Raw genomic sequence first — 26,095 nt, forward strand, 5'->3', positions numbered from 1 at the left:
AGGCCAGTACTTCAATTTTTCGGTGAGGCTCAAATGCTCCAGCGAGCACTCAACAAACGATCATTCAACAGGTTCGGATCAAGCGGCTTGGGCCGTCGCGCCATGGCGCTGAAAAACAGCTCCAGCGATTCATTCAGTCGTTGTTCCAGCTCCGGCGCCAACTGCGCCAGGGCGCTGCCTTCGCCGTAGGCGATCTGGCTGTCGACGGCGAAAATCCCTTGCAGCATTTCCTGGGCCTTCAATGCCGACAGCACCGGCTTGAGTGCGTAATCCACCGCCAGCATGTGGGCGATGCTGCCGCCAGTGGCCATCGGCAGAACCACCTTGTGGCTCAAGGCGCGTTCGGGCAGCAGATCCAGCACGACTTTCAGTGCTCCGGAAAACGATGCCTTGTAAACCGGTGTGGCGATCAGCAGGCCATCGGCGCTTTCAATCTGTTGCAGCAAGTCGATCACCTTGGGGCTGTCGAAGCGTGCGTGCAGCAAGTCCTCGGCCGGGAAGTCCCGTACCTGGTAACTCACCACTTCCACGCCCTGCCCTTGTAACCAACGCTGGGAGCGATCCAGCAGCACCCCGGAACGAGAGCGCTGACTGGGACTGCCACCGAGTGAGACGACCAACATTCAGACGATTCCTTGCACGGTGTTGGCGATTCGCGGCTTGCGATCTCGCTTCGATGGAGTGACCTTAACAGCTGATTTATATATCCATAAATCATATTTATTCATTTGGTTATTCGTTTAAGAGATATATAGATTCGTATTCTCCAGGCAAAAAAACAGGCCGTCGAAACGGCCTGAAAATCCCCTGCTTTGTGGGTACACATCTTGAATTCTGTTGCGCCTGATCCGCCGCTATCGCGAGCAAGCTCGCTCCCACAGGGGGTACGCGGTCAACTGTGGGAGCGAGCTTGCTCGCGATGGCGGCATCAGCTGCGCCGAAAATGCTGAAGACTTACCGATTCGGCTGCGGCGTCAGACGCAAATACGGTTTAACGGCCCGATACCCCTTGGGAAAGCGCTGCCTGATTTCATCCTCATCCTTGAGCGACGGCACGATCACCACTTCATCACCGTCCTGCCAGTTGGCCGGTGTGGCCACCTTGTAGTTGTCGGTGAGTTGCAGCGAGTCGATCACCCGCAGGATTTCATTGAAGTTGCGGCCGGTGCTCGCCGGGTAGGTAATCGTCAGCCGGACCTTTTTGTTCGGGTCGATCACAAACAGCGAGCGCACGGTCAGGGTGTCGTTGGCGTTGGGGTGGATCAGGTCATAGAGATCCGAGACCTTGCGGTCGGCGTCATCCAGGATCGGAAAGTTGACCACGGTATCCTGGGTTTCGTTGATGTCCTCGATCCACTTGTGGTGCGACTCCACCGGATCCACCGACAAGGCGATAGCCTTGACGCCACGCTGGGTGAATTCATCCTTGAGCCTGGCGGTGAAGCCCAGCTCGGTGGTGCACACTGGCGTGAAATCCGCCGGATGGGAAAACAGCACGCCCCAGCTATCGCCCAGCCACTGATGAAAACGGATGATGCCGGCGCTGGAGTTCTGTTCGAAATCGGGGGCGATATCGCCAAGTCTGAGGCCCATGGTGCTGCTCCTTGTGAGTGCTAGATGGGTTCAACTGTGCCTGTGTTTTTTATCTATTAAAAAGAATAAATATCGATTTATTTAGATCATAAAGAAATATTAAAGATCTGTTCACTGGACGTGCACGCACAACCCGCCGAACATCGGCCACGAGGTTCGAGAAGGCCTTGAGTTGCTGCAAAGAGGGAACTTCAAGGCGGGATTACGGGGGTGAACCCGTCTTGAAAATGTAAAAGCCCCGCCCGGTGTAATACCGGGCGGGGCTTTTTTTGTCTCGATTACGCGAGCGCTATTACAACAGCGGGATCGAGTAGCTGAGGATCACACGGTTTTCGTCCTGCGAACGGGTGTTCGGCAGGTCGGTGCGCCAGGTAGCGTTTTTCCACGCCAGGCCCAGGTTCTTCAGCGGACCTTCCTGAACGACGTAAGCCACGCTCAGATCGCGCTCCCACTCGGAGGCACCATTGGCCGCCTCGCCACCCTTGGCGTTAACGGTATCGATATTGTCGCCATGCAGGTACACCAGGCCCGCCGTCAGGCCAGGTACGCCGACCTTGGCGAAGTCATACGCGTAGCGTGCCTGCCAGGTTTTCTCGCCGGCACGGCCGAACTTCTGGATTTGCGAGTCGGTGATGATGTAGGCCGACGATCCGTCGCCCTGGTTCAGCCAAGGGAAGTCGCTGTCGCCGTTGCTGACCTGGTAACCGGCGCCGAAGGTGTGACCGGCAACGGAGTACAGGAACAGGCCGCTGTACAGGTTGTTGTCGACCTTGCCTTTACCGTTGGCTGCACCGCTGTAATTGCCAGTGGTGAAGAACAGAGGGTCGTGACCGTTGGCACCGTCGTCGGAGCTGTTGAAATAACGGAAGTCTGACTTCAACACGCCAGGGCCGATGGCCCAGTTATGCACCAGACCCAGGAAGTGTTGCTTGTAGAACTCCTCCAGGTTGCCGTAGTAGTACTGGGCCGTCAGGTCCTTGGTGATCTTGTAGTCGCCACCGGCATAGATGAACTTGTTGCTGTCGCGGAATTTGGTGCCGCGAGAGTTCGCGCCCGAAATCGACATCTGCTCATTGTTGCTGGAGTTACGGCCTTTAACGGCTTCGATCTGGCCACCGACCAGGGTCAGATCCTTGATGTCGCCGGATGTGATCTGGCCACCCTGCCAGGTTTGCGGCAGCAGGCGGCCGTCGTTGGTCACGATCACCGGCAGTTTTGGCTGCAGGGTGCCCAGCTTCAGTTCGGTCTGGGAAACCTTGGCTTTGGCAGTCAGGCCCAGGCTGGAGAAATCATCAACTGCCTCGCCGTTGGCTTTGCTCGGGAAAACCGTGCCACCGTAAGAGGTCGCCGTGGCGCCGTTGGTACCGCCGCCCGAATCCAGCTTGACGCCCAACAGGCCGATCGCATCGATACCGAAGCCGACGGTGCCTTGGGTGTAACCGGAGATGAAACGCAGGTCGAAGCCTTGGCCCCACTCTTCGTTTTTGTTCGGGCCAGTGCCGTCACGGTAATCGGTGTTGATGTAGAAGTTACGCAGCCCCAGTGTTGCCTTGCTATCTTCGATAAAACCCGCGGCGTTTGCCTGCTGGGCCAATGCCCCGACGGCCACAGCCATGGCCAAGGTGGACTTGTTCATGTTTCGCTCCTCTCGTTTCTAGTTCTGATGTTCCTGGTCCCGAATCGATTGCCCGGGATCCTGAATGCATAAATTCGCGGCAAACCGTCTAGGCCGGTCGTTTGGCGGGCCGCAGGATACATGGCCTTAAAGCCAAAAGAATTTTTTAGCGGTTTTTAATGCCGTTTTGGAATATGACTTCCCACAACAGATCCGAGGTATCGGCAGCGAGGCCAATTCCTGTAACTGATCAATTGTCGAGGGAGGAAAATGCCAAATCCGAGCTCATGGATGAGTGTCGGACAGGTGCACTTTAAGGTGCGGATTAAAAAACTAAAAAGAATAAAAAAGAAATAGAACCTTTTCTTATGGAATATGAAATTCGACGCGAAAAAAAACCCCGCCAATCGACGGGGCTCTTTTCTTACGGCTATTACATGAAGCTGTAGGTGTAGTTGAAGATCAGACGGGTCTGGTCTTGATCGAGGGTGCTGGTGTTGCCACGGTAGGTACCGTGACGCAGCGTCGTACCAAACCCTTTCAGTGCGCCCGTTTGAATCACGTAATCAATACGCGCGTCGGTCTCGTGTTCACTCAGGTCTTTACCAACACCGCTGGTAGCCTTGATGTCCTGGCCATTCAAGTAAGCAATCGAAGCTTTCAAGCCTGGTACACCCAGGGAGGCGAAGTCATAGGAGTACTGACCGAACGTGGTGTTTTCACCGGCACGGATAAAGCTGCCAACCGTGGCGTCGGTAAACGAGTAGAAGCTCGCGCCGCCGGCACCTTCTTGACGACCGTTGCTATCAATAAGACTGCCTTGGTTCAAGAAAACGAAGCCGCCGTCATCGCTGACACGCTGATGCCCGAGCAGGAACGCGTTGCCACCCAGGGTATAGGTGAACATGGCGCTCCAGGTCTTGTTATCGACCTCACCCGGGGTCTTGGCGAAACCGTTGTTGTTGTTGAAACGGAAACCCGGATCGCCGTTCTTGCCGTCGGAGCTGCTATCGAAATAACGGATATCGGTCTTGAACGACTGATTGGCCGCGATCGGGTAGACGTGCACCAGGCCGAGGAAGTTCTGCTTGTAGAAGTCTTCCAGGTTCGCATAGTAGTACTGCAGCAAGAGGTCTTTGGTGACCTTCCAGTCAGCACCGGCGTATTGGAATTTGTTGCTGTCCTGAGTAGCGCCAGCCACAGACAGGCCAGTGGAGTTCGAGGAGGCGCGACCCGACGCGTGCTCCAGTTGACCCAAGTTGAAGGTCACGTTGTCGATTTCTTTGGAGGTGATGGTGCCACCTTCAAAGGTCTGCGGCAGCACACGGCTGTCGTTCGCGATCAGGATCGGCAGGTTAGGTGCCAGAGCGCCACCCAGGTGGGCTTCGGTCTTCGAGAAGCGAGCCTTGACGTTGCCATCCAGACGGCTCCACTCGTTGGCCGCCTCATTGCCATCGCTAGGGAAGAATGAGTTGCTGTTACCTATCGGGTGATGCCCCTTGCCGCCATCCAGGTGGATACCCACCAGAGCCTGGGCGTCGATACCAAAACCTACGGTACCTTGGGTGAAACCGGACAGGTAATCGAACTTCAGACCCTCAGCGGTTTCGCGCTGACGGTTGGCAGGAGTGCTCGCACCTTCACGCATATCGGCGTCGTAATACATGGTGCGAGAGCTGATGGAAGCCTTGCTGTCTTCCAGGAAACCGGCGGCGCCTGCCTGCTGCGCCAAAACCCCTACGGCCACGGCCAGAGCCAAGGTGGACTTGTTCATTGTGTAGCTCCTCTCGATTCTAATTCTTGTATTCCTGGTCTCGAGTCGACGCCCGAAATCCTAAGATGTGCGATTAGCGCCAGACCGTGACCCACAAGTCAATCGTAACCATGTGTGTCTACGACCATAGTCTAATCCCCCGGTTTTTTGGTCCCTGCAGGGTCATGAATTCGTCATGAACCTGAAAAGAATTACCCGATTCTTTTCCAATACCGTTTAGGAATTTAGCTCCCCACTCCCCAACCATCCCAGAATAGAAGGTTTGGCACATAAGCCAATTCCTAATCGGTATTTATTTTTGATTTTTTAGATCGATTAGTTTCTGACGCAATTTGGAAACAAATCTTATACCGAAAGGCGGTCCCATGACGTCCAAACGCGCACTATCCGGACCAATTGTTACAGTTTGTGTATCGTTCGCATTTTCTTTCACTTTGAGGTCTGGGTGACGCGCAAGGATTACGCCGAAAAACATCCGGAGGTCGTGGCCGGTTCCGCTTTTCCGGATGCCAGGGCGCAACAGAGCGCTGCGCTGCTGGATAGCGACACGGCCAAAGCGATTGGCGAGGGGGTTTGTCGGAACGCCGCATCGCCACAAAGAAACTCACAGCTAAAACATCAAAGGGCTTTTTCGAAGATCTTCGAATTACGCTGATAGTTGTACAGCGACGCCCGCGCCGACGGTAGCCGGTCGACGCTGCTGGGTTCAAAGCCACGTTCGCGGAACCAGTGCGCGGTGCGCGTGGTGAGGACGAACAAGGTTTTCAACCCCTGAGCCCGCGCGCGGTTTTCAATGCGTTCCAGCAGCTCATCGCCGCGACCGCCATGGCGGTACTCCGGATTCACCGCCAGGCACGCCAGCTCGCCCGCGTCCGAATCGGCGATTTGGTACAGCGCCGCACAGGCGATGATCATTCCTTCGCGTTCAACCACACTGAACTGCTCGATTTCGCGCTCCAGCACCTCACGGGAACGGCGCACCAGGATGCCCTGCTCTTCCAGCGGACTGATCAAGTCCAGCAAACCACCGACGTCTTCAATGGCCGCTTCGCGCACCACTTCGAACTGTTCCTGGGCGACCAGGGTGCCGCCACCGTCGCGGGTGAACAGCTCAGTCAAAAGTGCACCGTCTTCGGCGTAACTGACGATATGGCTACGAGCCACGCCGCCACGGCAAGCTTCGGCCGCGGCATCGAGCAATTCTGCCTGATAGTTGCTGCCCAGCCGTTGCAGATGCGCTGGCACTTGCTGTGGACGCAGTTCGCGCACCAGGCGCCCGTGTTCGTCGATCAGGCCCAGGTCAGCGCCGAACAGCAGCAGCTTGTCCGCGCCCAGATCGATGGCCGCGCGCGTGGCGACGTCTTCGCAAGCGAGGTTGAAAATCTCCCCGGTCGGCGAATAGCCCAGCGGCGACAGCAACACGATGGAGCGCTCGTCCAGCAGACGGTTGATGCCCTTGCGGTCGACCCGGCGCACTTCGCCGGTGTGGTGATAGTCGACGCCTTCGAGCACGCCGATCGGGCGTGCCGTCACCAGGTTGCCGCTGGCCACCCGCAGGCGTGAGCCCTGCATCGGTGACGAAGCCATGTCCATCGACAGGCGAGCTTCAATGGCAATGCGCAACTGGCCAACCGCGTCGATCACGCACTCCAGGGTCGCGGCATCGGTGATGCGCATGCCGTGGTGGTAATGCGGGATCAGGCCACGGGCCGCCAGGCGCGCTTCGATTTGCGGCCGGGAACCGTGAACCAGCACCAGACGCACACCCAGGCTGTGCAACAGCACCAGGTCGTGGACGATATTGCCGAAGTTCGGGTGTTCAACGCCGTCGCCGGGCAGCATGACGACAAAGGTGCAATCGCGGTGGGCGTTGATGTAAGGCGAAGCGTGACGAAGCCAATTGACGTATTCGGGCATGAACCTGGGCCTGTAATAAATAGCAGCCGAAAAAAGGGCGAAACTGAAAACGCACAGCGGGCTGATGGTTATCGTCGGAACAGGCTTGGCGACACGCGCGCTCTCCTCATGAATACGGGTTGGGGTACCGGCAATTTAAATGCCCGCCCTTTATACGAACGGCGCCGGTGTCAGGCAATAGTGTTCGATCAGTTGTCTTAATAGATGCACCGTAGGCTGCAAACGTGACATTTCGAGGTATTCCCCCGGTTGGTGGGCACAGGCGATATCACCCGGGCCAAGCACCAGCGTTTCGCAGCCAAGGCGCTGAAGATAAGGTGCTTCGGTGCCGAACGCCACTGCTTCGGCGCTATGACCGGTGAGCTTTTCAGCAAGGCGCACCAACTCTGCATCCTCGGCCTGCTCGAATGGCGGCACTTCGGGGAACAACGGCGCGTAATCGATCTTGACCTGATGCCGCTCGGCAACCGGCTTGAGCTTTTGCAGGATCTCGGCGCGCAGGACCTTGGGGTCCATGCCGGGCAACGGCCGCAAATCGAATTCCAGCGAGCACTGGCCGCAAATGCGGTTGGGGTTGTCGCCGCCATGGATACAGCCGAAATTCATCGTTGGTGTCGGCACGCCGAATTGAGGATTGCGGAATTCGCGCTGCCATAACAAGCGCAGGCCACGCAATTCACCGATGGCATCGTGCATGGCTTCCAGGGCGCTATGGCCCAGGCGCGGGTCAGAGGAATGACCGCTCTGCCCCAGGATGTCGATGCGCTCCATCATGATGCCTTTGTGCATGCGGATCGGCTTGAGCCCGGTCGGCTCGCCAATCACCGCCGCCCGCCCCAGCGGTCGCCCCGCTTCGGCCAGCGCGCGGGCGCCGGACATCGAGCTTTCTTCATCGCAGGTGGCGAGAATCAGCAACGGCTGTTTGAACGGCTGATCGAGCAGCGGCTTGACCGCCTCGATGGCCAGGGCGAAAAAACCCTTCATGTCGCAACTGCCCAGGCCGACCCAGCGACCGTCGACTTCAGTCAGCTTCAGCGGGTCGGTTTGCCACAGCGCACCGTCGAACGGCACGGTGTCGCTGTGCCCGGCCAGCACCAGACCGCCGGGGCCGGAACCGAAACTGGCCAGCAAGTTGAACTTGCCGGGGCTGACCTGCTGGATCTCGCAGGTAAAGCCCAGCTCTGCGAGCCACGTCGCCAGCAGATCGATGACCGGGCGATTGGTTTGATCGAGACTGGGTTGGGTGCAACTGACCGACGGTGCAGCGATCAACGCAGCGAATTGTTCTTTCATCGACGGCAATGGCATCGCTGACTCCCGGCACCCGAATTGAAGTCCATCATAGAACCAACCGATGGCAGGAATAAACCGTCGCGACGCGGACTAACCTTGAGTCCTGTACACTGCACGACCTTGGCAGCCACACATTCCCCCGGCTGCGCTCCCGATCCTGGATTTTCCGGCCATGCAGAAAGAAACCGAAATCAAACTCCGCGTCAGCCGCGAAACCCTCGCCGCCCTGCGCGAGCACCCGTTACTGAAAAAACGCAACAAAAGTGGCTGGGAACGCCGTGAGTTGATGAATCAGTACTTCGACACGCCCGAGCGCGACCTGGCCCAGGCCAAAGTCGCCCTGCGCCTGCGCAAGGATGGCGAAGAAGTGATTCAAACCCTCAAGACCCGCGGCCAGAGCGTCGCCGGCTTGTCCGAGCGTAATGAATTCAACTGGCCCCTGCCCAAGGCCAAGCTCGACCTGAAGAAACTCGACGGCGAATGCTGGCCCGAGGAACTGGCCGAGCTCGACAAGAAGACCCTGAAGCCGATCTTCACCACCGACTTCGTGCGCGAACGCGCGGAAATCGCCTGGGGTCGCGGCAAGACCAAAGTGGTCATCGAAGCCGCGCTGGATCTGGGTCACGTCGTGGTCGGCAAGCAGAAAGAAGAAATCTGCGAGCTGGAACTGGAACTGCGCGAAGGCGAGCCGGCAGCCCTGCTGGAACTGGCCGCCGAGCTGGCCGAGAAACTGGCCCTGATGCCCTGCGACATCAGCAAGGCCGAGCGCGGCTATCGCCTGTACGACGCCCACAGCTATTCGTTGAGCCTGCCGGCGCCGCAGATCACCGCCGAAACGCCGCTGGACGACGCGTTCGCCGCGCTGAGCTGGCATTTGCTGGGCAGCAGCCAGCGTCTGGCCGAGCAGTATCGCTTCAACGGTCACTGGCGCCTGTTGCAGGACTGGGTCGAATGCCTCGCGGAAATGCGCGCGCTGATCAGCAGCCTGGGCCAGGCCGCACCACGTCAGTCGACCCACGACCTGCGTATCGCCCTCGATGCCTTGCTGGAAGACTGGCGCCCGCTGGTCCAGGCCGGCCTGGAAGATGAAGACGTGCGCAAAGCGGCGCCCGAGCAGTTCCTCGAAGAGCTCGAAGACCCGCGCTGGGGCCTGTTCTCCCTGACCACCTCGCGCTGGTTGCTGGCCCGTACCTGGGCCGCCGACCGCAACACCCGTGGCAATCGCCAGGGCGCTGCGCAACTGGGCAGCTGGTTGCCGCGCCTGCTGGGCGAAGAAGCCAACTCGCTGCAATTGCAGCGCTACCAGCAACAACCGGAAGATCTGGCCGAGCAACTGCCGCGCATCGAACGCATCCAGGTCTGGCTGCACCATGCGCGCAACGTACTGGAGATCCCGGAAATGGATCGCCTGTACGGTGAGCTGAACAAACTCGCGCAACTGGCCAACGAATCGATCACCGACGAAGTCCTGGATGCGCGCAAGCAACAGGCGATTGCGGTGTATCAGAACCGTGCGTGGAAGATGTTGCTGCGCCTGTAATACCGAAAAGATCGCAGGCTTCGCCAGCTCCTACGGGTGTACTCCATCCGAATGTAGGAGCTGCCGCAGGCTGCGATCTTTTTTGCTTTATCGCACCACCGGCAAACTGGTCGTCGACTTGATCTCCGACAACGCCACGATCGAATTGACCTCCTGAATCCCCGGCACCATCGACAGCTTCTCGAAGAAGAAGCGCTCATACGCCTCGATGTCCGCCGTGACAATCCGCAGTAGGAAATCCACCGCCCCCATCAGCACGTAACACTCCAGCACCTCCGGAAAGCCGCGAATCGCCTCGGTGAATTCGGTGAAATTCGAACGCCCGTGGGCATTGAGTTTCACCTCCGCGAAGATCTGCGTGTTCAGGCCGATTTTCTTGCGGTCGAGCAAGGTCACCTGGCCGCGAATGATGCCCTCCTCCTTCATCCGCTGAATCCGCCGCCAGCACGGCGATTGCGAGAGACCCACCTGCTCGGCGATCTGTGCGCTGGAAAGCGAAGCATCCTCTTGCAGCAAGGCGAGGATCTTGCGGTCGTAGCTATCCAGTTCGCTTTGCATAAAAAAACCCCTAACCGAATAACAAGTGAATTGATTGATTCTTCATTTCTGCAATACAGCCAATCATAGAGAAGAAATACCCGGCACAGGATGTAAACATTTCTCCAATGATTTTGGAGCCAGACCATGCCGTATCTCGAAGCCGTGAACACCCCACCTGCCCGCGCCGATGTCTGGAACGTCGGCAACGCCCATTGCCGGGTTCGCTATCAAATGCTGGCCGAGGCAGAACCGGACCTGCTGTGTCGCACTCTCAATCTGTTCGCTTTGCAATTGCTCACGCCGGAACAGGTCAACGCGCAGCGCCAGGACGACTGGCTGAGCATCGAGATCGTCATCGACGGTTTGAGCTGGCACCGCGCGGAAGTGATTGCGGAAAAACTTCGTAACCTGATCAGCGTCTGCTCGGTGGAGCTGCAAGAAGCTGATTCCACATGGGCCGAAGCGGTTCAAGCGGCGGGTTGAAAAACTCCGAAACGGCTTCGTCGGGTAGTGGCCCAGCGGTCAGCCGGGCCACGGCTATCCTTTGCCGACTGTCGTTCAAAAGGAGCCCGTATGTCCGTTCAAATCGCCTTTCAGGACCGTTGGCTGGATCTCAATGACCTGCTGCGCGAACTGGTCGCCCAGGGTTTTATCAGCCAGGATTCGGCCGAACACGCGCTCAATGCCCGCCGCCGCAACGCCTCCCTTGGCCAGATGCATCCGCTGGAGTTCATTGCCAGCCAGCAACTGGACGATCTCAGCCGTCCCGGCAAACCGCTGGACCTCGAGAGCCTGACCCTGTGGCTATCCCGGCAGGCCGGCCAGCCTTACCTGCGCATCGACCCACTGAAAATCAACGTCGCGGCCGTGACCCCGCTGATGTCCTATGCCTTCGCCCAGCGCCACAAGATCCTCGCGGTAGCAATCGACCGCGAGGCGGTCACCGTGGCCAGCGCCCAGCCATATGTCAGTGGCTGGGAGGCTGACCTGACCCACGTGCTCAAGTTGCCGATCAAGCGTGTGGTGGCCAACCCGGTGGACATCCAGCGCTTGAGCGTCGAATTCTTCCGCCTGGCCAAATCGGTCACCGGGGCGAACAGCGCCGACCCGCAAGTCAGTACCCTCGGCAATTTCGAACAGCTGCTCAACCTCGGCGCCAGCGACCAGGAGCCGGACGCCAACGACGCACACATCGTCAATATCGTCGACTGGCTGTTCCAGTACGCGTTCCAGCAGCGCGCCAGCGACATCCACATCGAGCCCCGGCGCGAGCAAGGCACGGTGCGCTTTCGCATCGACGGCGTGCTGCACAACGTCTATCAATTCCCTCCCCAGGTCACCATGGCCATCGTCAGTCGCCTGAAAACCCTGGGGCGCATGAACGTCGCGGAGAAACGCAAACCCCAGGACGGCCGGGTGAAAACCAAGACCCCGGACGGCGGTGAAGTCGAACTGCGCTTGTCGACACTGCCCACGGCCTTCGGCGAAAAAATGGTCATGCGGATCTTCGATCCGGAAGTCCTGCTAAAGGACTTCGACCAGCTTGGTTTTTCCGCCGACGACCTGCGCCGCTGGCAGGACATGACCCGCCAGCCCCACGGCATCATCCTCGTCACCGGGCCGACAGGTTCGGGCAAAACCACAACCCTCTACACCACCCTGAAAAAGCTGGCGACGCCGGAGGTCAACCTCTGCACCATCGAAGACCCGATCGAAATGGTCGAGCCTGCGTTCAACCAGATGCAGGTCCAGCACAACATCGACCTGACCTTCGCCGCCGGCGTGCGCGCGCTGATGCGGCAAGACCCGGACATCATCATGATCGGCGAGATCCGCGACCTCGAGACCGCGGAGATGGCGATCCAGGCGGCGCTCACCGGGCACCTTGTGCTGTCGACCCTGCACACCAACGACGCGCCCAGCGCCATCAGCCGCCTGCTGGAACTCGGTGTGCCGCATTACCTGATCAAGGCCACAGTGCTTGGCGTCATGGCCCAGCGACTGGTGCGAACCCTGTGCCCGCACTGCAAGGCGCCGCTGACGCTGAGCGAAGACGACTGGCAAACCCTGACCCGGCCCTGGCAAGCACCGTTGCCGGCCAATGCCCAGCGTGCCATCGGTTGCGTGGAATGCCGCGACACCGGTTATCGCGGTCGCGCCGGGGTCTACGAAATCATGCAGCTCAGCGACAGCATCAAAGCGCTGATCAGTCCCGACACCGATCTGCTGGCCGTGCGGCGGCAGGCATTCAAGGAAGGCATGCGCAGCCTGCGGCTGTCAGGAGCGCAAAAGGTCGGCGCCGGGCTGACGACCATTGAGGAAGTTCTGCGGGTGACGCCCCAGAGCGAGCAGAGCTGAGCCCGGCTGTACTTATCCGACATCGGCACAGCTACACTCCAGCGATTGCAACTCCACAGACCCACACATCAACAAGGAATCGTTATGCAGATCGGTAGTGTGCTTTTACTTTTTGTCGGCCTGGTGGTCGCCATTCTGTTCATGGGTTTTAAGGTCGTGCCCCAGGGCTTTGAATGGACCGTTGAGCGTTTCGGGCGCTACACCAACACGCTCAAGCCGGGGCTGAACGTCATCATTCCGGTCATGGACCGCATCGGCCGCAAGATGAATGTGATGGAAAGCGTGCTGGATATTCCGCCGCAGGAAGTCATCACCTCCGACAACGCCACAGTGCAAATCGACGCCGTGTGTTTCTTCCAGGTGGTCAACACGGCCCAGGCTGCCTACGAGGTGAACAACCTCGAACATGCCATCCGCAACCTGCTGCAAACCAACATCCGTACGGTACTCGGCTCGATGGAACTCGACGCCATGCTCAGCCAGCGTGACGGGATCAACGAAAAACTGTTGCGCACTGTCGACGAAGCGACCGCGCCGTGGGGCATCAAGATCACCCGGATCGAGATCAAGGACATCAGCCCACCCGCCGACCTGATGGCGGCGATGTCGGGGCAGATGAAAGCCGAACGGATCAAGCGTGCCCAGATCCTCGAGGCCGAGGGCCTGCGCGCCGCAGCGATCCTGACCGCCGAAGGCAAGAAGCAGGCGCAGATCCTCGAAGCCGAAGGCAGTCGCCAGGCCGCCTTCCTGGAGTCCGAAGCCCGCGAGCGGCAAGCCGCGGCAGAAGCCCAGGCGACCAAAGTGGTGTCCGAAGCCATCGCCAGCGGCAACGTGCAAGCGGTCAACTACTTCGTGGCGCAGAAGTACATCGATGCGCTGGGCAAGCTGGCTTCGGCCAACAACAGCAAAGTGATCCTGATGCCGCTCGAGGCCAGTTCAATGATCGGCGCAGTCGGCGGCATTGGCGAAATCGTCAAGGCCACTTTCGATAACAAGAAAGCCTGAGGCGCGCCATGTGGGCATTTTTGCAGCACCTTTCGTTCTGGGACTGGTTGGCGCTGGGCACGGTGCTTTTGATTCTCGAAGTGTTCGGCGCCGGCGGTTACCTGCTGTGGATCGGCATGGCCGCGGCAGCCGTGGGCGTCTTGACCTTCCTGCTGCCGAGCTTGTCCTGGGAATGGCAGTTTCTGTTGTTCGGCCTGCTGTCGATCAYCACCGCGTTGTACTGGTGGCGGCGTCAGCGCACGGCGATGCGTCCGAGCGATCAGCCGCACCTGAATCTGCGCGGCCAGGAACTGATCGGCAAAACCTTTGTGGTGCATGAAGCGATTATCGACGGTCGCGGCAAAATCAAGGTGGCCGACGGCGTGTGGATGGCCCGAGGACCGGACGCTGCACTTGGTAGCCGCGTGCGGGTGGTTGGCCAGCAAGGCGCGATCCTGCTGGTCGAAGCAGCGGAATAGGCGACCACGGAACTCGATTGGGGGTTGGCAATCCAACCGCGTAGTCAACCCAGTGGAGTCACCCTGTCATGCGTTTCAAACTTGCTGTCGCTACCGTCGCGCTGTTGTCCCTGCCTGTCGGTTCGGCGATGGCCGATACTTTTTGGCGTAACGTTCTTACCTCCGGTGCAACCACCGGTTCGAGCTATCTGACATCCAAGGATAACAAGATGGTCGTCGCGGCTCAGGACGATGCCAGCAGCTTCGTCGCCAGTGATGGCAGTATCCGCGGCCCGTACCTGGAAGCGGCCATGCAGAAAGTCCGCGCCGACAATCCTGGCCTGCAAGCCACGGACATGGAGTTGGCGAACGCGATTCTGGCGAAGAATGCCGTGGCTTCGAAGTAAGCGTTGCGAATGAAAAATGCCGCTCACATGAGCGGCATTTTTTTGCCTTGCGAACACAAATCCCATGTTCACCGAGCCCCCCCTGTGGGAGTCATGTGTTGCCTGGGAGGTCAGCGGTAATCATCCACCGGCACACAGGCACAAAACAGATTCCGGTCCCCATACACATTGTCCACCCGGTTCACTACCGGCCAATACTTGTGAGCCTTGGTGTGCGCGTCCGGCGTGACCGCTTGCACGATGCTGTACGGCCGCTCCCACACGCCGGTGATGTCGGCCAACGTATGCGGCGCACCTTTCAACGGGTTCTCTTCAGCCGGCCAGTTACCATTTTGCACCTCGTTGATTTCCGCGCGGATGCTCAGCATCGCCCCGATGAAACGGTCCAGTTCCGCCTTCGATTCACTTTCGGTCGGCTCGACCATCAGCGTCCCCGGCACCGGAAACGACATGGTCGGGGCATGGAAGCCGTAGTCCATCAGGCGCTTGGCCACGTCCTCTTCGGTAATGCCGGTCAACGCCTTGAGCGGTCGCAGGTCGAGAATGCATTCGTGGGCCACCCGCTCGTTGCGCCCGGTGTAGAGCACCGGGAAGGCACCGGACAAATGCCGCGCCAGGTAGTTCGCGGCGAGGATAGCCACTTCGCTGGCGTCCGCCAGTTGCGGCCCCATCATGGCGATGTACATCCAGCTGATCGGCAGAATGCTTGCGCTGCCCCAGGGCGCTGCGCTGACGGCGCCATTTTGCGGGTGCGGTCCGTCGATCGGCACCACCGGATGGTTGGCCACGAACGGCGCCAGATGCGCCCGAACACCAATCGGCCCCATGCCCGGCCCACCGCCACCATGGGGAATGCAGAAGGTCTTGTGCAGGTTCATGTGCGAGACATCGGCGCCAATATCGGCCGGCCGCGCCAGCCCGACCTGGGCGTTGAGGTTGGCGCCATCCATGTACACCTGACCGCCGTGATGGTGGATCACTTCACAGATTTCGCTGATGCCTTCCTCATACACGCCATGGGTCGAAGGATAGGTCGCCATCAGGCAGGCAAGTTTGTCTGCCGCCTGCGCGGCTTTTTCCTTGAGGTCATCGAGGTCGACGTTGCCCGCCTCGTCACATTCGACGATCACCACGCGCATCCCGGCCATTTGCGCCGACGCCGGATTGGTGCCGTGAGCCGACGAAGGAATCAGGCAAATGTCGCGGCCACCCTGTTGACGGCTCTCATGGTATTTGCGGATCGCCAGCAGCCCGGCGTATTCGCCCTGAGCACCGGAGTTGGGCTGCATGCAGATCGCGTCGAAACCGGTGATCGCGCACAGCCAGCGTTCCAGTTCTTCGATCATCAGCCCGTACCCGACGGCCTGTTCCTTGGGCACGAACGGATGAAGGTTGGCGAACTGCGGCCAGGTAATCGGGATCATCTCGCTGGTGGCATTGAGCTTCATGGTGCAGGAGCCCAGCGGGATCATCGATTGATTGAGCGCCAGGTCCTTGTTTTCCAGTTGCTTGAGGTAGCGCAGCATCTCGGTTTCGCTGTGATGGGCGCTGAACACCGGATGGCGCAGATAAGGCGAAGTTCGCGCCAGCCCTTCGGGAATTCCGCCAGGCAAGACTTCGGCATCCAGGGCGTCGATGCTGAGCCCGTGATCGGCTCCCAGAAACACGTCGAACAGCTTCGCCACGGTGCCTTCGTCGCAGGCCTCGTCGAGGCTCAGGCCCAGTTGGCCGCGCCCGAGAATGCGCAGGTTGATCTGTGCGGCCCGGGCACTTTCGATGATCGCTGTCTGGGCTCCGCCGACCTCCAGCGTCAGGGTGTCGAAGAAGTGCCGGTTGACCCGGGTGATACCGTTGCGTTCAAGTCCGGCGGCAAGGATGCAGGTCAGTCGATGAACCCGCTGGGCGATCCGCTTGAGCCCTTCCGGGCCGTGGTAGACCGCATAGAAACTGGCGATATTGGCCAGCAGCACCTGGGCCGTGCAGATATTGGAGTTGGCCTTCTCCCGGCGGATGTGTTGCTCGCGGGTTTGCAGGGCCATGCGCAGGGCGGTGTTGCCCCGCGCATCTTTTGAAACACCGATGATCCGCCCGGGAATCGCTCGCTTGTATTCATCGCGACTGGCAAAAAATGCCGCGTGCGGCCCGCCGTAACCCATGGGCACGCCAAATCGCTGGGACGAGCCGAACACCACATCGGCACCCAGTTCACCCGGCGGGGTCAGCAACAACAGGCTCAGCAAATCCGTGGCGACACATACCAGGGCCTGTTGCGCGTGCAGGTGATCGATCAGCGGCCGCAGGTCGTGGATTTCACCGTGGGTGTCGGGGTATTGCAGCAGCGCGCCGAACACCTGGTGCTGCTTCAAGTTATCCACAGCGTCGACGATCAGCTCGAAGCCGAAACCTTCAGCGCGGGTCTGCACCACGGAAATGGTTTGCGGGTGGCAGTTTTCGTCGACAAAGAACAGGTTGCTTTTGGACTTGGCGACCCGCTTGGCCAGGGCCATGGCCTCCGCCGCGGCGGTGGCCTCATCGAGCAGAGAGGCATTGGCCAGTTCCAGACCGGTCAGGTCGATGGTCAGTTGCTGGAAGTTCAGCAGCGCCTCGAGCCGCCCTTGTGCGATCTCCGGCTGATAGGGGGTGTATGCGGTGTACCAGCCGGGATTTTCCAGCACGTTACGCAGTATGACGGCCGGTGTGAGGGTGCCGTGGTAGCCCATGCCGATCAGGCTGGTCCAGACCTGGTTCTGCTCGGCATAACCACGCAGCTTGGCCAGCGCGGCCTCTTCATCGAGTGCCGGGGGCAGGTCCAGCGCCCGGTTGAGGCGGATGCCCGGCGGCACCGTTTGCTCGATCAATTCGACCCGACTGCCCAGGCCGAGGCTGTCGAGCATCGCCTGTTGCTCGGCGGCATCGGGTCCGAGGTGACGGCGCAGAAAGGCATTGGGGTCGCGTAACTGGCTCAGGGACGGCAATTGGGACATGACGGGCTCTCTCTTGACTGGCGCTCGGCGTCGATGCAACACGGTCAAAACAGCATAGCAGTCGATCTTCGCGTGGATGACGTGGCGCGGTCGACCAATCCGGATCATCATGTCCGTCGCCAACTTAATGTCCGCTGATCGGGTGACTGTATCCATGAGCCAACTGCCTTTCCTGCCGTTTTCCAAACCCACCATCGATGAAGCCACGATTGCCACCGTCGGCGAGGTATTGCGCTCGGGCTGGATTACCAGCGGCCCCAAGGTCCAGGCCTTCGAAGCGCAACTTTCGGAGTATTTCGGTGGGCGCCCGGTACGCACCTTCAATTCCGGCACCTGCACCATGGAAATCGCCTTGCGCATTGCCGGGGTCGGGCCGGGCGATGAAGTGATCACTACGCCGATTTCCTGGGTGGCCACCGCCAACGTCATTCTGGAGGTCGGCGCCACCCCGGTGTTTGCCGACATCGACCCGGTGACCCGCAATATCGATCTGGATCAACTGGAAGCGGCGATTACCCCTCGCACCAAAGCCATCATCCCGGTGTACCTCGCCGGGTTGCCGGTGGACATGACGCGGTTGTACGCCCTGGCGAAAAAGCACGGCCTGCGGATCGTCGAAGATGCGGCCCAGGCACTCGGCTCCAGCTGGAACGGCCAGCGCATTGGCTCGACGGGGGATTTCGTGTCCTTCAGTTTCCAGGCGAACAAAAACGTCACCTCCTCCGAGGGCGGTTGCCTGGTGCTGAATACGGCCGAAGAAGTACGACTGGCAGAGAAGTACCGGCTGCAGGGCGTTACCCGCAACGGCTTCGATGGCCTGGACGTCGACGTGCTGGGTGGCAAATTCAACATGACCGACGTCGCCGCGGCCATTGGCCTTGGGCAATTCGCTCATATCGAAACCATTACCGCTCATCGCCGTGACCTGGCCCGGCACTATTTCGCCTGCTTTGGCGAGGATTTCGAAGCGCAGTACGGCGCGCAATTGCCTCCGGCGGATTTTACCCACAGCAACTGGCATTTGTTCCAGCTGGTATTACCGGAACGTACGGACGGCAAACCGGCGCGGGCGACTTTCATGGAGCAGATGCAGGCATTGGGTGTCGGGATCGGCTATCACTACCCGCCGATTCACCTGTTGAGCCTTTACCGCGAGCGTGGATTCAAGGAAGGCATGTTCCCGGTCGCCGAGCGGGTCGGTCGGCTGATTGTCTCGCTGCCGATGTTCACGGCGATGAGCAAAGCCGATGTCGAGCGTTCGGTGGCGGCCGTGAAGGCCGTCTTGCGGCCTTGACTCAGCCTTGATTCGGCCTTTGTAGGAGCTGCCGGAGGCTGCGATCTTTTGACTTTGATTTTAAAAACAAGATCAAAAGATCGCAGCCTTCGGCAGCTCCTACGGGGCGAGCATTACTCGCCGATGGCAGCCTTGTAGCCGGCAGCATCCAGCAGTTTTTCCAGCTCGGCGGTGTTGCTTGGCTTGATCTTGAAGATCCACGCGCCGTACGGGTCGCTGTTGAGCAGTTCCGGCGAAGCGCTCAGCTCTTCGTTGACCGCGATCACTTCACCGGCAATCGGGGAGTAGATGTCGGAAGCGGCTTTAACCGATTCAACGACACCCGACTGATCACCGGCAGCAAACACGTTGCCGACTTCAGTCAGCTCGACAAATACCACATCACCCAGCGCTTCCTGCGCGTGATCGCTGATGCCCACGGTGACGGTGCCATCGGCTTCCAGACGTGCCCATTCGTGACTTTCGGCAAAACGCAGGTCGGCAGGGATATCGCTCATGTTCTGTGTCCTCAGGAAAAGGGTCGGCGGGCATGCCCGCCAGAAAAGGTTAGATCAAGGTTTTGCCGTGACGTACGAAGGTCGGTTTGACCACTCGGACCGGGTACCACTTGCCACGGATTTCCACTTCAGCGCGGTCGGCAGTAGCCATCGGCACGCGCGCCAGTGCAATCGACTTGCTTAGCGTAGGAGAGAAACTACCACTGGTGATCTCCCCTTCGCCAACATCGGCGATACGGACCACCTGATGAGCACGTAAAACCCCGCGCTCCTCAAGGACCAGACCGACCAGTTTGTGCTGCACACCGGCGGCCTTTTCGGCTTCCAGGGCCTTGCGCCCGATGAACTGCCGGGTGGCAGGCTCCCAGGCGATGGTCCAGGCCATATTGGAGGCCAATGGTGAAACATCTTGCTGGATGTCCTGACCGTAAAGGTTCATGCCGGCTTCGACCCGCAAGGTATCCCGTGCGCCAAGGCCGATGGGAGAAATCCCGGCTCCGACCAGATCGTTGAAAAAGCCGGGCGCCTGATCAGCGGGCAGAATGATTTCCAGGCCGTCTTCGCCGGTATAACCGGTGCGCGCGATGAACCAGTCACCATCGGGCAGGCCTTCGAAGGGCTTGAGTAGCTGGATCAGGTTGCCGCGGGACTGGCTGACCAGCTCGGCAATTTTCTGCCGGGCGTGGGGGCCCTGGATGGCCAGCATCGCCAACTCGGAACGTTCGCGAAGTTGCACGTCGAAACCGTCGAGATGCGCTTGCATCCAGGAAAGGTCCTGATCGCGAGTGGAGGCGTTGACCACCAGGCGATAACCCGCATCGAGACGGTAGACGATCATGTCGTCGACGATCCCGCCCTGCTCGTTGAGCATGGTGCTGTACAACGCACGGCCGGGGCTGTGCAGGCGTTCGACATCATTGGCCAGCAAATGCTGAAGCCAGGCTTTTGCCTGGGAGCCACCGACGTCGATCACGGTCATGTGGGATACATCGAAGACACCGCAATCGCGGCGCACCTGATGGTGTTCCTCGACCTGCGATCCATAATGCAGAGGCATGTCCCAACCGCCAAAATCGACCATCTTCGCGCCAAGTGCGAGATGAAGGTCATACAGAGGCGTACGCTGTCCCATGGGTTTCTCCTTCCGGGCGTGGCGAAGGTGCGGGCAGGTGCTGCACGGACTGAATGCCTTGAAACAAGGGCCTTCAGCCGATTTCAGCTACCTGGTCTGTCAGACGGACCGCACCGAATGCCGCGCATTGTAGCCGCAAGGTGTAGGACTGACACCTAGCTGTTTCGATGTGCTGAACGCCGAATCAACCCGATGACCGGTAACAGCCCGACCAGCACCAGGGTCAATGCCGGCAAAGACGCCCGCGCCCATTCGCCTTCGCTGGTCATTTCGAAGATTCGCACCGCCAGCGTGTCCCAGCCAAACGGGCGCATCAGCAAGGTTGCGGGCATTTCCTTGAGCACATCGACGAACACCAGCAGCGCGGCGCTCAGCGTGCCGGGTAATAACAACGGTAGATACACTTTGAAAAACAGTCGTGGCCCACTGACGCCCAGGCTACGTGCCGCTTCGGGCAAAGATGGCCGTATACGTGCCAGACTGCTTTCCAGTGGCCCATAGGCCACCGCAATGAAGCGCACCAGATAGGCCAGCAACAACGCCGACAGACTGCCCAGCAGCAGCGGCTTGCCCGCGCCACCGAGCCAGCCCGAGAGCGGGATCACCAGCTCGCGATCCAGGTAACTGAACGCCAGCATGATCGACACCGCCAGCACCGAACCGGGCAAGGCGTAACCCAGGTTGGCCAGACTGACCCCGGAACGAATGACCCGGGTGGGCGCCAGTCGTCGGGCGAATGCCAGTAACAAGGCAACGCTTACGGTGATCAACGCCGCCATCGCCCCCAAATACAAGGTATGGACGATCAACCCGGTATAACGCTCGTCGAGATCGAAGCGCCCACGCTGCCAGAACCACACCATCAGTTGCAGCATTGGAATGACAAAGGCGCAGGCAAATACCAGCCCGCACCATGTCACGGCTGCCAGTGCCTTGAAGCCTCGCAGGTGATACAGCGCCTTGACCCGTGGTCGCTCGTTGCTCGCCCGGTTGGCCCCGCGAGCACGCCGTTCGCCATACAGCACTAGCATCACCACCAGCAGTAACAGACTGGCCAGTTGCGCGGCGGATGACAGGCTGAAAAAACCATACCAGGTCTTGTAGATGGCCGTGGTGAAGGTATCGAAATTGAACACCGACACGGCGCCGAAGTCCGCCAGGGTTTCCATCAGTGCCAATGCCACCCCTGCACCGATGGCTGGCCGCGCCATGGGCAGAGCTACCCGCCAGAACGCTTGCCAGGGCGATTGGCCAAGGACCCGCGCCGCCTCCATCAGGCCTTTGCCCTGGGCGAGGAAGGCCGTGCGGGCCAGCAGATATACATAGGGATAGAAAACCAGCACCAACACCACAATCACCCCGCCCGTGGAGCGCACGCGTGGCAGTCGCAGACCACTACCGAACCACTCGCGCAGCAGGCTTTGCACGGGCCCGGCGAAATCCAGCAGGCCGACAAACACGAACGCCAGCACGTAGGCCGGTATCGCGAAGGGCAGCATCAGCGCCCAATCGAGCCAGCGCCTGCCGGGGAATTCACAAAGGCTGGTCAGCCAGGCGAGGCTGACGCCCAGCAGGGTGACTCCCGCACCGACACCAAGCACCAGCGTCAGCGTGTTGCCCAGCAGGCGCGGCATCTGCGTGTCCCACAGGTGGGACCAGATTTGAACGTCGATGGTTTGCCAGGAAAGCAGCAGAACGCTCAGGGGCAACAGGACCAAAGCCGCGATGGCGAAGACGACTGGATACCAGCGGCGTTGGGCGGGATGGGCCAAGGAAAAGCTCTCTGGATAAATCTTGGAGTTTAGGGAAAACGCAAAAAGATCGCAGCCTGCGGCAGCTCCTACATTGGGTTGATGATCACCCTGTAGGAGCTGCCGAAGGCTGCGATCTTTAGCTTTTTTAAAACCGACTCAGTTCCAGCCAGCCCTGTCCATCATGCGGATCGCTTCAGCCTGGCGCTTGCCGGCAATTTCCACCGGCAAGGTATCGGCAATGAATTTGCCCCAGGCCGCCACTTCTTCAGACGGTGCCACCGCCGGGTTGGCCGGGAACTCCTGGTTCACGTCGGCAAAGATTTTCTGCGCTTCAGGGGTGGTCATCCACTCCACCAGGGCCTTGGCCGCTTCCGGGTGTGGCGCGTGTTGTGTCAGGCCGATACCTGACAGGTTGATGTGTACGCCACGGTCAGCCTGGTTCGGCCAGAACAGTTTCACCGGCAGGTCTGGTTTCTGCTTGTGCAGGCGACCGTAGTAGTAGGTGTTGACGATTCCAACGTCGCACTGGCCGGCGTTGATCGCTTCCAGCACGGCGGTGTCGTCGGAGAACACGTCGGTGGACAGGTTCTTGACCCAGCCCTTGAGGATTTCCTCGGTCTTCTCGGCGCCGTGCACTTCGATCATGGTCGCGGTCAGGGACTGGTTGTAGACCTTCTTCGCCGTGCGCAGGCACAGGCGGCCTTCCCATTGCTTGTCGGCCAGCGCTTCGTAGGTGGTCAGTTCACCCGGCTTTACCCGATCAGTGGAGTAGGCAATGGTCCGCGCCCGCAGGCTCAGGCCAGTCCAGGCATGAGAGGCGGCCCGGTATTGCAGCGGAATGTTGGCGTCGATGGTTTTCGAGGTGAACGGCTGGAGGATGCCCATCTGCTCGGCCTGCCAGAGGTTGCCGGCATCGACGGTGAGCAGCAGGTCGGCCGGCGTATTCGCGCCTTCGGCCTTGAGCCGCTGCATCAGCGGCGCTTCCTTGTCGGTGATGAACTTCACCTTCACACCGGTCTTGGCGGTGTAGGCATCGAATACTGGCTTGATCAGCTCGTCGATTCGCGAGGAGTAGACCACCACCTCGTCAGCGGCCTGGGCGGCGGTGCTGCCGATCAGGGTCAGGGCCAGTGCGGTCAGTAGACGCGTTGGTGCCAACATGGGAGCGGTCCCTCGATTGAAAATGAGGGCAAATGATAAGGACTCACATTTAGGTTCTCAATCGAAGCTGCCAGCGGAGGAGTTACGAGATGTTGCTTGAGCTGGAGTATGAGGTGACCGAGCTGCCACCATCGCGAGCAAGCTCGCTCCCACAGGGTTCTCCAGCGTTCACACAAATTGCATTAACACCTGAATTCCTGTGGGAGCGAGCTTGCTCGCGATGGGGCCTTTAACCTCAACAAAAATTTCAGGCCTTGGCCAACGCCGGCAAATCCCCGGTCAACCCCAACGCCTCACGCACGAACAGCGCCTTGGCTTCCGGCATTTTCTCAACCATTTTCAACCCGGTATTACGCAACCAACGCACCGGCAACGGATCGGCCTGGAACAGTCGCTCGAAGCCTTCCATCGCCGCCATCAGTGCCAGGTTGTGAGGCATGCGCCGACGCTCGTAACGACTGAGGACTTTCACATCTGCCAGACGTTCGCCTCGTGTTGCCGCTTGCAGCAACACTTCGGCCAGCACGGCGGCATCGAGGAATCCGAGATTCACACCCTGCCCAGCCAACGGGTGAATGGTGTGGGCCGCGTCACCGATCAACGCCAGACCTTCAGCCACATAACGTTTGGCATGCCGCTGACGCAGGGGGACACACAGGCGCGGGTCGGCGCTCAGTACTTCGCCGAGCCGACCTTCAAAGGCCCGCTCCAGCTCCTTGCAGAAACCCTGGTCATCCATTGCCATCAGACGTTCGGCTTCGCCGGGCGTGGTTGACCAGACGATCGAACACCAATTCTGTTGGCCATCGCGCTCAAGGGGCAGAAATGCCAACGGACCGTTGTCGGTGAAACGCTGCCAAGCCGTCATTTGATGCGGTTTGGCGCAACGCACGCTGGTGACGATGGCATGGTGCAGATAATCCCATTCGCGAGTCACGACCCCGGCCAGGCGCCGCACCGCCGAGTTGGCGCCATCCGCTGCGATCACCAGCGGCGCGCGCAGGGTGCGGCCATCGGCCAGGGTCAGCAGCCAGTCATCGCCGGAGCGGCGCATCTGTTCCAGGCGCGCATTGGCCAGCAACCCCAAATCGCAATCGTGCAGGCGCTCGAGCAAGGCATCCTGGACCACGCGGTTCTCGACGATATGCCCCAGCACCTCGGCATGCACGCTGGCCGCCGAGAAGTGGATTTGCCCGGTGCCGCTGCCATCCCAGACCTGCATGTCGGTGTAGGGGCTGCTGCGCCGCCCGGCGATACCATCCCAGACGCCGAGGCGTTCGAGAATCCGCTGGCTGGCGGCCGACAGGGCGCTCACCCGCGGTTCAAACGCGGCCTGAGCGTTAAACGGTTTGACGCTCATGGGGCTGCCGTCCAGCAGCAGGACTTCCAGCCCGCTGTCCTGCAACGCCAGCGCCAGGGCGCTGCCGACCATTCCGGCTCCGACAATCAGCAGATCTGCGCGCATTTCCATGCTTTAAGCCTGTCTCTCTTGCGGCTTGAGCCGCACGTAAAGGGTTTTTCCGACCCGCGCCACCAAGTGGCCGGCGCCGTCATGAATGTCGACCTGCAATTGCGGCAGGTATTTTTATCAATCGCGCCTTGCCGAATCGGCGGATCAACCAGTTACGCACCTGGACGCGTACCCAAACCCATCGCCTGTCGGGCAAACCAGCGTTTGGCCGGTGGCAACAGGTCGAGGCCGAGCAGTCCGATGTTGCGCCCCAGGGATACCAGCGGCTGGGTACTGCCGAACAGGCGCGTGACCTGATCGGAGAAACCCACGGTGAGGTCCTGATCGAGACGCTGGCGTTCGCGATAGGCCTGCAACGTGGCGAAGTCGCCCAATGGTTTTTCGCTGGCGAGCAAGGTATCGGCCAGGGCCTGGGCATCGCGCAGGGACAGGTTGAACCCCTGGCCGGCAATCGGATGCAGGCTGTGCGCCGCGTTGCCGAGAATCGCCAAATGCGGGCGCACCTGTTCTTCAGCCTCGACCAGTGTCAGCGGATACAGATGCCGCGCACCGACCTGTTTCAACGTACCAAGGCGATATCCGAACACCGCCTGCAACTCGCTAAGGAAACTGCGTTCATCCAGCGAAGCCAAACGTTGCGCATCCATCCCCAGGCGGGTCCAGACCAGTGCGCAGCGGTTTTCCGGCAGCGGCAGCAACGCCATCGGGCCTTCGTCGGTGAAACGCTCGAAAGCCATGCCGTTGTGGGCTTCGCTCGGAGTGATGTTGGCGATCAGCGCGCTCTGGTTGTACGGACGCTTCCTGATGCCGATCCCCAATTGCTCGCGCAGACCGGAGCGGCCACCATCGGCGAGCACCGCGAGGTCGCATTCCAGAGTGGTTTCATCGTTGAGGGTCAGGCGATAGCCATCGGTCAGCGGCTCCATGCGGGTGACTTCCGCCGGGCAGCGCCAACTGATCACGTCCTTGTCCACGCCTTGCCAAAGGCATTGGCCGAGCCAGGCGTTTTCAACGACATAACCCAGCGCAGGAACGCCCTCTTCCATCGCCGACAACCGCGCCGTCGAGAAACGCCCACGGTCGGAAACATGAATCTGCTTGATCGGCTCGGCGCGGCGGGAGATTTCCTGCCAGACACCCAGCCGTTGATAAATTTGCCGGGAGCCGAAGGACAACGCCGAAGAACGGGCGTCATAACTCGGTTGATACGTGTCGCCGGGGGCGAACGGTTCGATCAGCACGATTTTCCAGCCCCGGGCCTTGGCTCCAGCTTGCAAGGCCAGCGCCAGACTCGCACCGACCAGCCCGCCACCGATAATTGCC

General features: G+C 60.0%; 21 protein-coding genes and 2 pseudogenes. 8 read left to right on the top strand and 15 right to left on the bottom strand.

Annotated elements, in window-relative coordinates:
* Positions 1-29: 29 nt before the first annotated feature.
* The 4 genes from ssuE to AC1DVH_RS06430 all read right to left on the bottom strand — a co-directional run bounded on the left by ssuE (position 30) and on the right by AC1DVH_RS06430 (position 4,982).
* The gene (ssuE, locus tag AC1DVH_RS06415) at positions 30-623 is read right to left on the bottom strand and encodes an NADPH-dependent FMN reductase (protein ID WP_046039099.1); all 594 of its coding nucleotides are present in this window, start codon (positions 621-623) and stop codon (positions 30-32) included.
* Between the two features lie 331 nt (positions 624-954).
* Entirely contained in the window at positions 955-1,593 is a 639-nt protein-coding gene (locus AC1DVH_RS06420) for a peroxiredoxin (RefSeq protein WP_477753077.1), read from the bottom strand.
* Positions 1,594-1,885: 292 nt separating this feature from the next.
* The gene (locus AC1DVH_RS06425; RefSeq protein WP_477753078.1) at positions 1,886-3,229 is read right to left on the bottom strand and encodes an OprD family porin; all 1,344 of its coding nucleotides are present in this window, start codon (positions 3,227-3,229) and stop codon (positions 1,886-1,888) included.
* A 412-nt stretch (positions 3,230-3,641) separates the two neighbouring features.
* Complete coding sequence (locus AC1DVH_RS06430; RefSeq protein WP_477753079.1) at positions 3,642-4,982, bottom strand: OprD family outer membrane porin; 1,341 nt, start codon at positions 4,980-4,982, stop codon at positions 3,642-3,644.
* Positions 4,983-5,415: 433 nt separating this feature from the next.
* Here AC1DVH_RS06430 and tauA point away from each other — a divergent pair.
* A pseudogene (gene tauA, locus AC1DVH_RS06435) lies at positions 5,416-5,550 on the top strand (taurine ABC transporter substrate-binding protein); the annotation flags it as partial.
* A gap of 50 nt (positions 5,551-5,600) precedes the next feature.
* On the opposite strand, the gene argA reads toward tauA, so the two are convergent.
* Positions 5,601-6,899, bottom strand: coding sequence for an amino-acid N-acetyltransferase (gene argA, locus AC1DVH_RS06440; protein WP_477753080.1), 1,299 nt, complete (start codon positions 6,897-6,899; stop codon positions 5,601-5,603).
* 150 nt (positions 6,900-7,049) lie between these two features.
* Positions 7,050-8,207 (bottom strand): acetylornithine deacetylase, encoded by a 1,158-nt coding sequence (argE, locus tag AC1DVH_RS06445; RefSeq protein ID WP_477753081.1) that lies wholly within the window; start codon positions 8,205-8,207, stop codon positions 7,050-7,052.
* Between the two features lie 157 nt (positions 8,208-8,364).
* Here argE and AC1DVH_RS06450 point away from each other — a divergent pair, with 157 nt between their 5' ends.
* Positions 8,365-9,732 carry a CYTH domain-containing protein gene (locus AC1DVH_RS06450; RefSeq protein ID WP_477753082.1) on the top strand — a complete coding sequence of 456 codons (1,368 nt, stop codon included), beginning with the start codon at positions 8,365-8,367 and terminating at the stop codon, positions 9,730-9,732.
* 87 nt (positions 9,733-9,819) lie between these two features.
* Here AC1DVH_RS06450 and AC1DVH_RS06455 read toward each other — a convergent pair whose 3' ends face one another.
* Complete coding sequence (locus tag AC1DVH_RS06455; protein ID WP_007993158.1) at positions 9,820-10,290, bottom strand: Lrp/AsnC family transcriptional regulator; 471 nt, start codon at positions 10,288-10,290, stop codon at positions 9,820-9,822.
* Between the two features lie 126 nt (positions 10,291-10,416).
* Here AC1DVH_RS06455 and AC1DVH_RS06460 point away from each other — a divergent pair, with 126 nt between their 5' ends.
* From AC1DVH_RS06460 to AC1DVH_RS06480, 5 genes are all read left to right on the top strand, one after another.
* Entirely contained in the window at positions 10,417-10,755 is a 339-nt protein-coding gene (locus tag AC1DVH_RS06460; RefSeq protein WP_477753083.1) for a hypothetical protein, read from the top strand.
* A 90-nt stretch (positions 10,756-10,845) separates the two neighbouring features.
* Positions 10,846-12,630 (top strand): type IV pilus assembly ATPase TfpB, encoded by a 1,785-nt coding sequence (tfpB, locus tag AC1DVH_RS06465; RefSeq protein ID WP_477753084.1) that lies wholly within the window; start codon positions 10,846-10,848, stop codon positions 12,628-12,630.
* Positions 12,631-12,714: 84 nt separating this feature from the next.
* Positions 12,715-13,635 (top strand): SPFH domain-containing protein, encoded by a 921-nt coding sequence (locus AC1DVH_RS06470; RefSeq protein ID WP_046039079.1) that lies wholly within the window; start codon positions 12,715-12,717, stop codon positions 13,633-13,635.
* A gap of 8 nt (positions 13,636-13,643) precedes the next feature.
* Positions 13,644-14,093 carry an NfeD family protein gene (locus AC1DVH_RS06475; protein ID WP_477753085.1) on the top strand — a complete coding sequence of 150 codons (450 nt, stop codon included), beginning with the start codon at positions 13,644-13,646 and terminating at the stop codon, positions 14,091-14,093.
* A gap of 68 nt (positions 14,094-14,161) precedes the next feature.
* Positions 14,162-14,479, top strand: coding sequence for a DUF2388 domain-containing protein (locus tag AC1DVH_RS06480; RefSeq protein WP_477753086.1), 318 nt, complete (start codon positions 14,162-14,164; stop codon positions 14,477-14,479).
* A 110-nt stretch (positions 14,480-14,589) separates the two neighbouring features.
* Here AC1DVH_RS06480 and gcvP read toward each other — a convergent pair whose 3' ends face one another.
* Complete coding sequence (gcvP, locus tag AC1DVH_RS06485; RefSeq protein ID WP_477753087.1) at positions 14,590-17,463, bottom strand: aminomethyl-transferring glycine dehydrogenase; 2,874 nt, start codon at positions 17,461-17,463, stop codon at positions 14,590-14,592.
* Between the two features lie 154 nt (positions 17,464-17,617).
* Here gcvP and AC1DVH_RS06490 point away from each other — a divergent pair, with 154 nt between their 5' ends.
* Positions 17,618-18,757, top strand: a complete 1,140-nt coding sequence (locus tag AC1DVH_RS06490) for a DegT/DnrJ/EryC1/StrS family aminotransferase (protein WP_477753088.1) — start codon at positions 17,618-17,620, stop codon at positions 18,755-18,757.
* 113 nt (positions 18,758-18,870) lie between these two features.
* On the opposite strand, the gene gcvH is transcribed toward AC1DVH_RS06490, so the two are convergent.
* From gcvH to ubiH, 7 genes and pseudogenes are all read right to left on the bottom strand, one after another.
* Positions 18,871-19,254, bottom strand: coding sequence for a glycine cleavage system protein GcvH (gene gcvH / locus AC1DVH_RS06495; protein ID WP_477753089.1), 384 nt, complete (start codon positions 19,252-19,254; stop codon positions 18,871-18,873).
* A gap of 49 nt (positions 19,255-19,303) precedes the next feature.
* Entirely contained in the window at positions 19,304-20,386 is a 1,083-nt protein-coding gene (gene gcvT / locus AC1DVH_RS06500; protein ID WP_477753090.1) for a glycine cleavage system aminomethyltransferase GcvT, read from the bottom strand.
* 155 nt (positions 20,387-20,541) lie between these two features.
* On the bottom strand, positions 20,542-22,158 hold the full coding sequence (locus AC1DVH_RS06505) for an ABC transporter permease (RefSeq protein ID WP_477753091.1): 1,617 nt from the start codon (positions 22,156-22,158) through the stop codon (positions 20,542-20,544).
* Between the two features lie 138 nt (positions 22,159-22,296).
* A complete protein-coding gene (locus AC1DVH_RS06510; RefSeq protein WP_477753092.1) occupies positions 22,297-23,301 on the bottom strand; it encodes an extracellular solute-binding protein in 1,005 nt (334 codons plus the stop codon).
* A 247-nt stretch (positions 23,302-23,548) separates the two neighbouring features.
* Entirely contained in the window at positions 23,549-24,766 is a 1,218-nt protein-coding gene (locus AC1DVH_RS06515) for a 2-octaprenyl-3-methyl-6-methoxy-1,4-benzoquinol hydroxylase (protein ID WP_477753095.1), read from the bottom strand.
* Positions 24,767-24,775: 9 nt separating this feature from the next.
* A pseudogene (locus AC1DVH_RS06520) lies at positions 24,776-24,886 on the bottom strand (tetrameric acyl-CoA thioesterase); the annotation flags it as partial.
* A gap of 38 nt (positions 24,887-24,924) precedes the next feature.
* Positions 24,925-26,095 (bottom strand): 2-octaprenyl-6-methoxyphenyl hydroxylase (ubiH, locus tag AC1DVH_RS06525; RefSeq protein WP_477753093.1); only part of this gene is annotated, 1,171 nt, incomplete at its 5' end.

Source organism: Pseudomonas sp. P4_C3 (genome assembly GCF_056402075.1).

Excerpts from the sequence above, each read along its gene's own strand:
- ssuE (WP_046039099.1), bottom strand. The coding sequence starts at position 623 with ATGTTGGTCGTCTCACTCGGTGGCAGTCCCAGTCAGCGCTCTCGTTCC.
- AC1DVH_RS06420 (WP_477753077.1), bottom strand. The coding sequence starts at position 1,593 with ATGGGCCTCAGACTTGGCGATATCGCCCCCGATTTCGAACAGAACTCC.
- AC1DVH_RS06425 (WP_477753078.1), bottom strand. The coding sequence starts at position 3,229 with ATGAACAAGTCCACCTTGGCCATGGCTGTGGCCGTCGGGGCATTGGCC.
- AC1DVH_RS06430 (WP_477753079.1), bottom strand. The coding sequence starts at position 4,982 with ATGAACAAGTCCACCTTGGCTCTGGCCGTGGCCGTAGGGGTTTTGGCG.
- argA (WP_477753080.1), bottom strand. The coding sequence starts at position 6,899 with ATGCCCGAATACGTCAATTGGCTTCGTCACGCTTCGCCTTACATCAAC.
- argE (WP_477753081.1), bottom strand. The coding sequence starts at position 8,207 with ATGCCATTGCCGTCGATGAAAGAACAATTCGCTGCGTTGATCGCTGCA.
- AC1DVH_RS06450 (WP_477753082.1), top strand. The coding sequence starts at position 8,365 with ATGCAGAAAGAAACCGAAATCAAACTCCGCGTCAGCCGCGAAACCCTC.
- AC1DVH_RS06455 (WP_007993158.1), bottom strand. The coding sequence starts at position 10,290 with ATGCAAAGCGAACTGGATAGCTACGACCGCAAGATCCTCGCCTTGCTG.
- AC1DVH_RS06460 (WP_477753083.1), top strand. The coding sequence starts at position 10,417 with ATGCCGTATCTCGAAGCCGTGAACACCCCACCTGCCCGCGCCGATGTC.
- tfpB (WP_477753084.1), top strand. The coding sequence starts at position 10,846 with ATGTCCGTTCAAATCGCCTTTCAGGACCGTTGGCTGGATCTCAATGAC.
- AC1DVH_RS06470 (WP_046039079.1), top strand. The coding sequence starts at position 12,715 with ATGCAGATCGGTAGTGTGCTTTTACTTTTTGTCGGCCTGGTGGTCGCC.
- AC1DVH_RS06480 (WP_477753086.1), top strand. The coding sequence starts at position 14,162 with ATGCGTTTCAAACTTGCTGTCGCTACCGTCGCGCTGTTGTCCCTGCCT.
- gcvP (WP_477753087.1), bottom strand. The coding sequence starts at position 17,463 with ATGTCCCAATTGCCGTCCCTGAGCCAGTTACGCGACCCCAATGCCTTT.
- AC1DVH_RS06490 (WP_477753088.1), top strand. The coding sequence starts at position 17,618 with ATGAGCCAACTGCCTTTCCTGCCGTTTTCCAAACCCACCATCGATGAA.
- gcvH (WP_477753089.1), bottom strand. The coding sequence starts at position 19,254 with ATGAGCGATATCCCTGCCGACCTGCGTTTTGCCGAAAGTCACGAATGG.
- gcvT (WP_477753090.1), bottom strand. The coding sequence starts at position 20,386 with ATGGGACAGCGTACGCCTCTGTATGACCTTCATCTCGCACTTGGCGCG.
- AC1DVH_RS06510 (WP_477753092.1), bottom strand. The coding sequence starts at position 23,301 with ATGTTGGCACCAACGCGTCTACTGACCGCACTGGCCCTGACCCTGATC.
- AC1DVH_RS06515 (WP_477753095.1), bottom strand. The coding sequence starts at position 24,766 with ATGCGCGCAGATCTGCTGATTGTCGGAGCCGGAATGGTCGGCAGCGCC.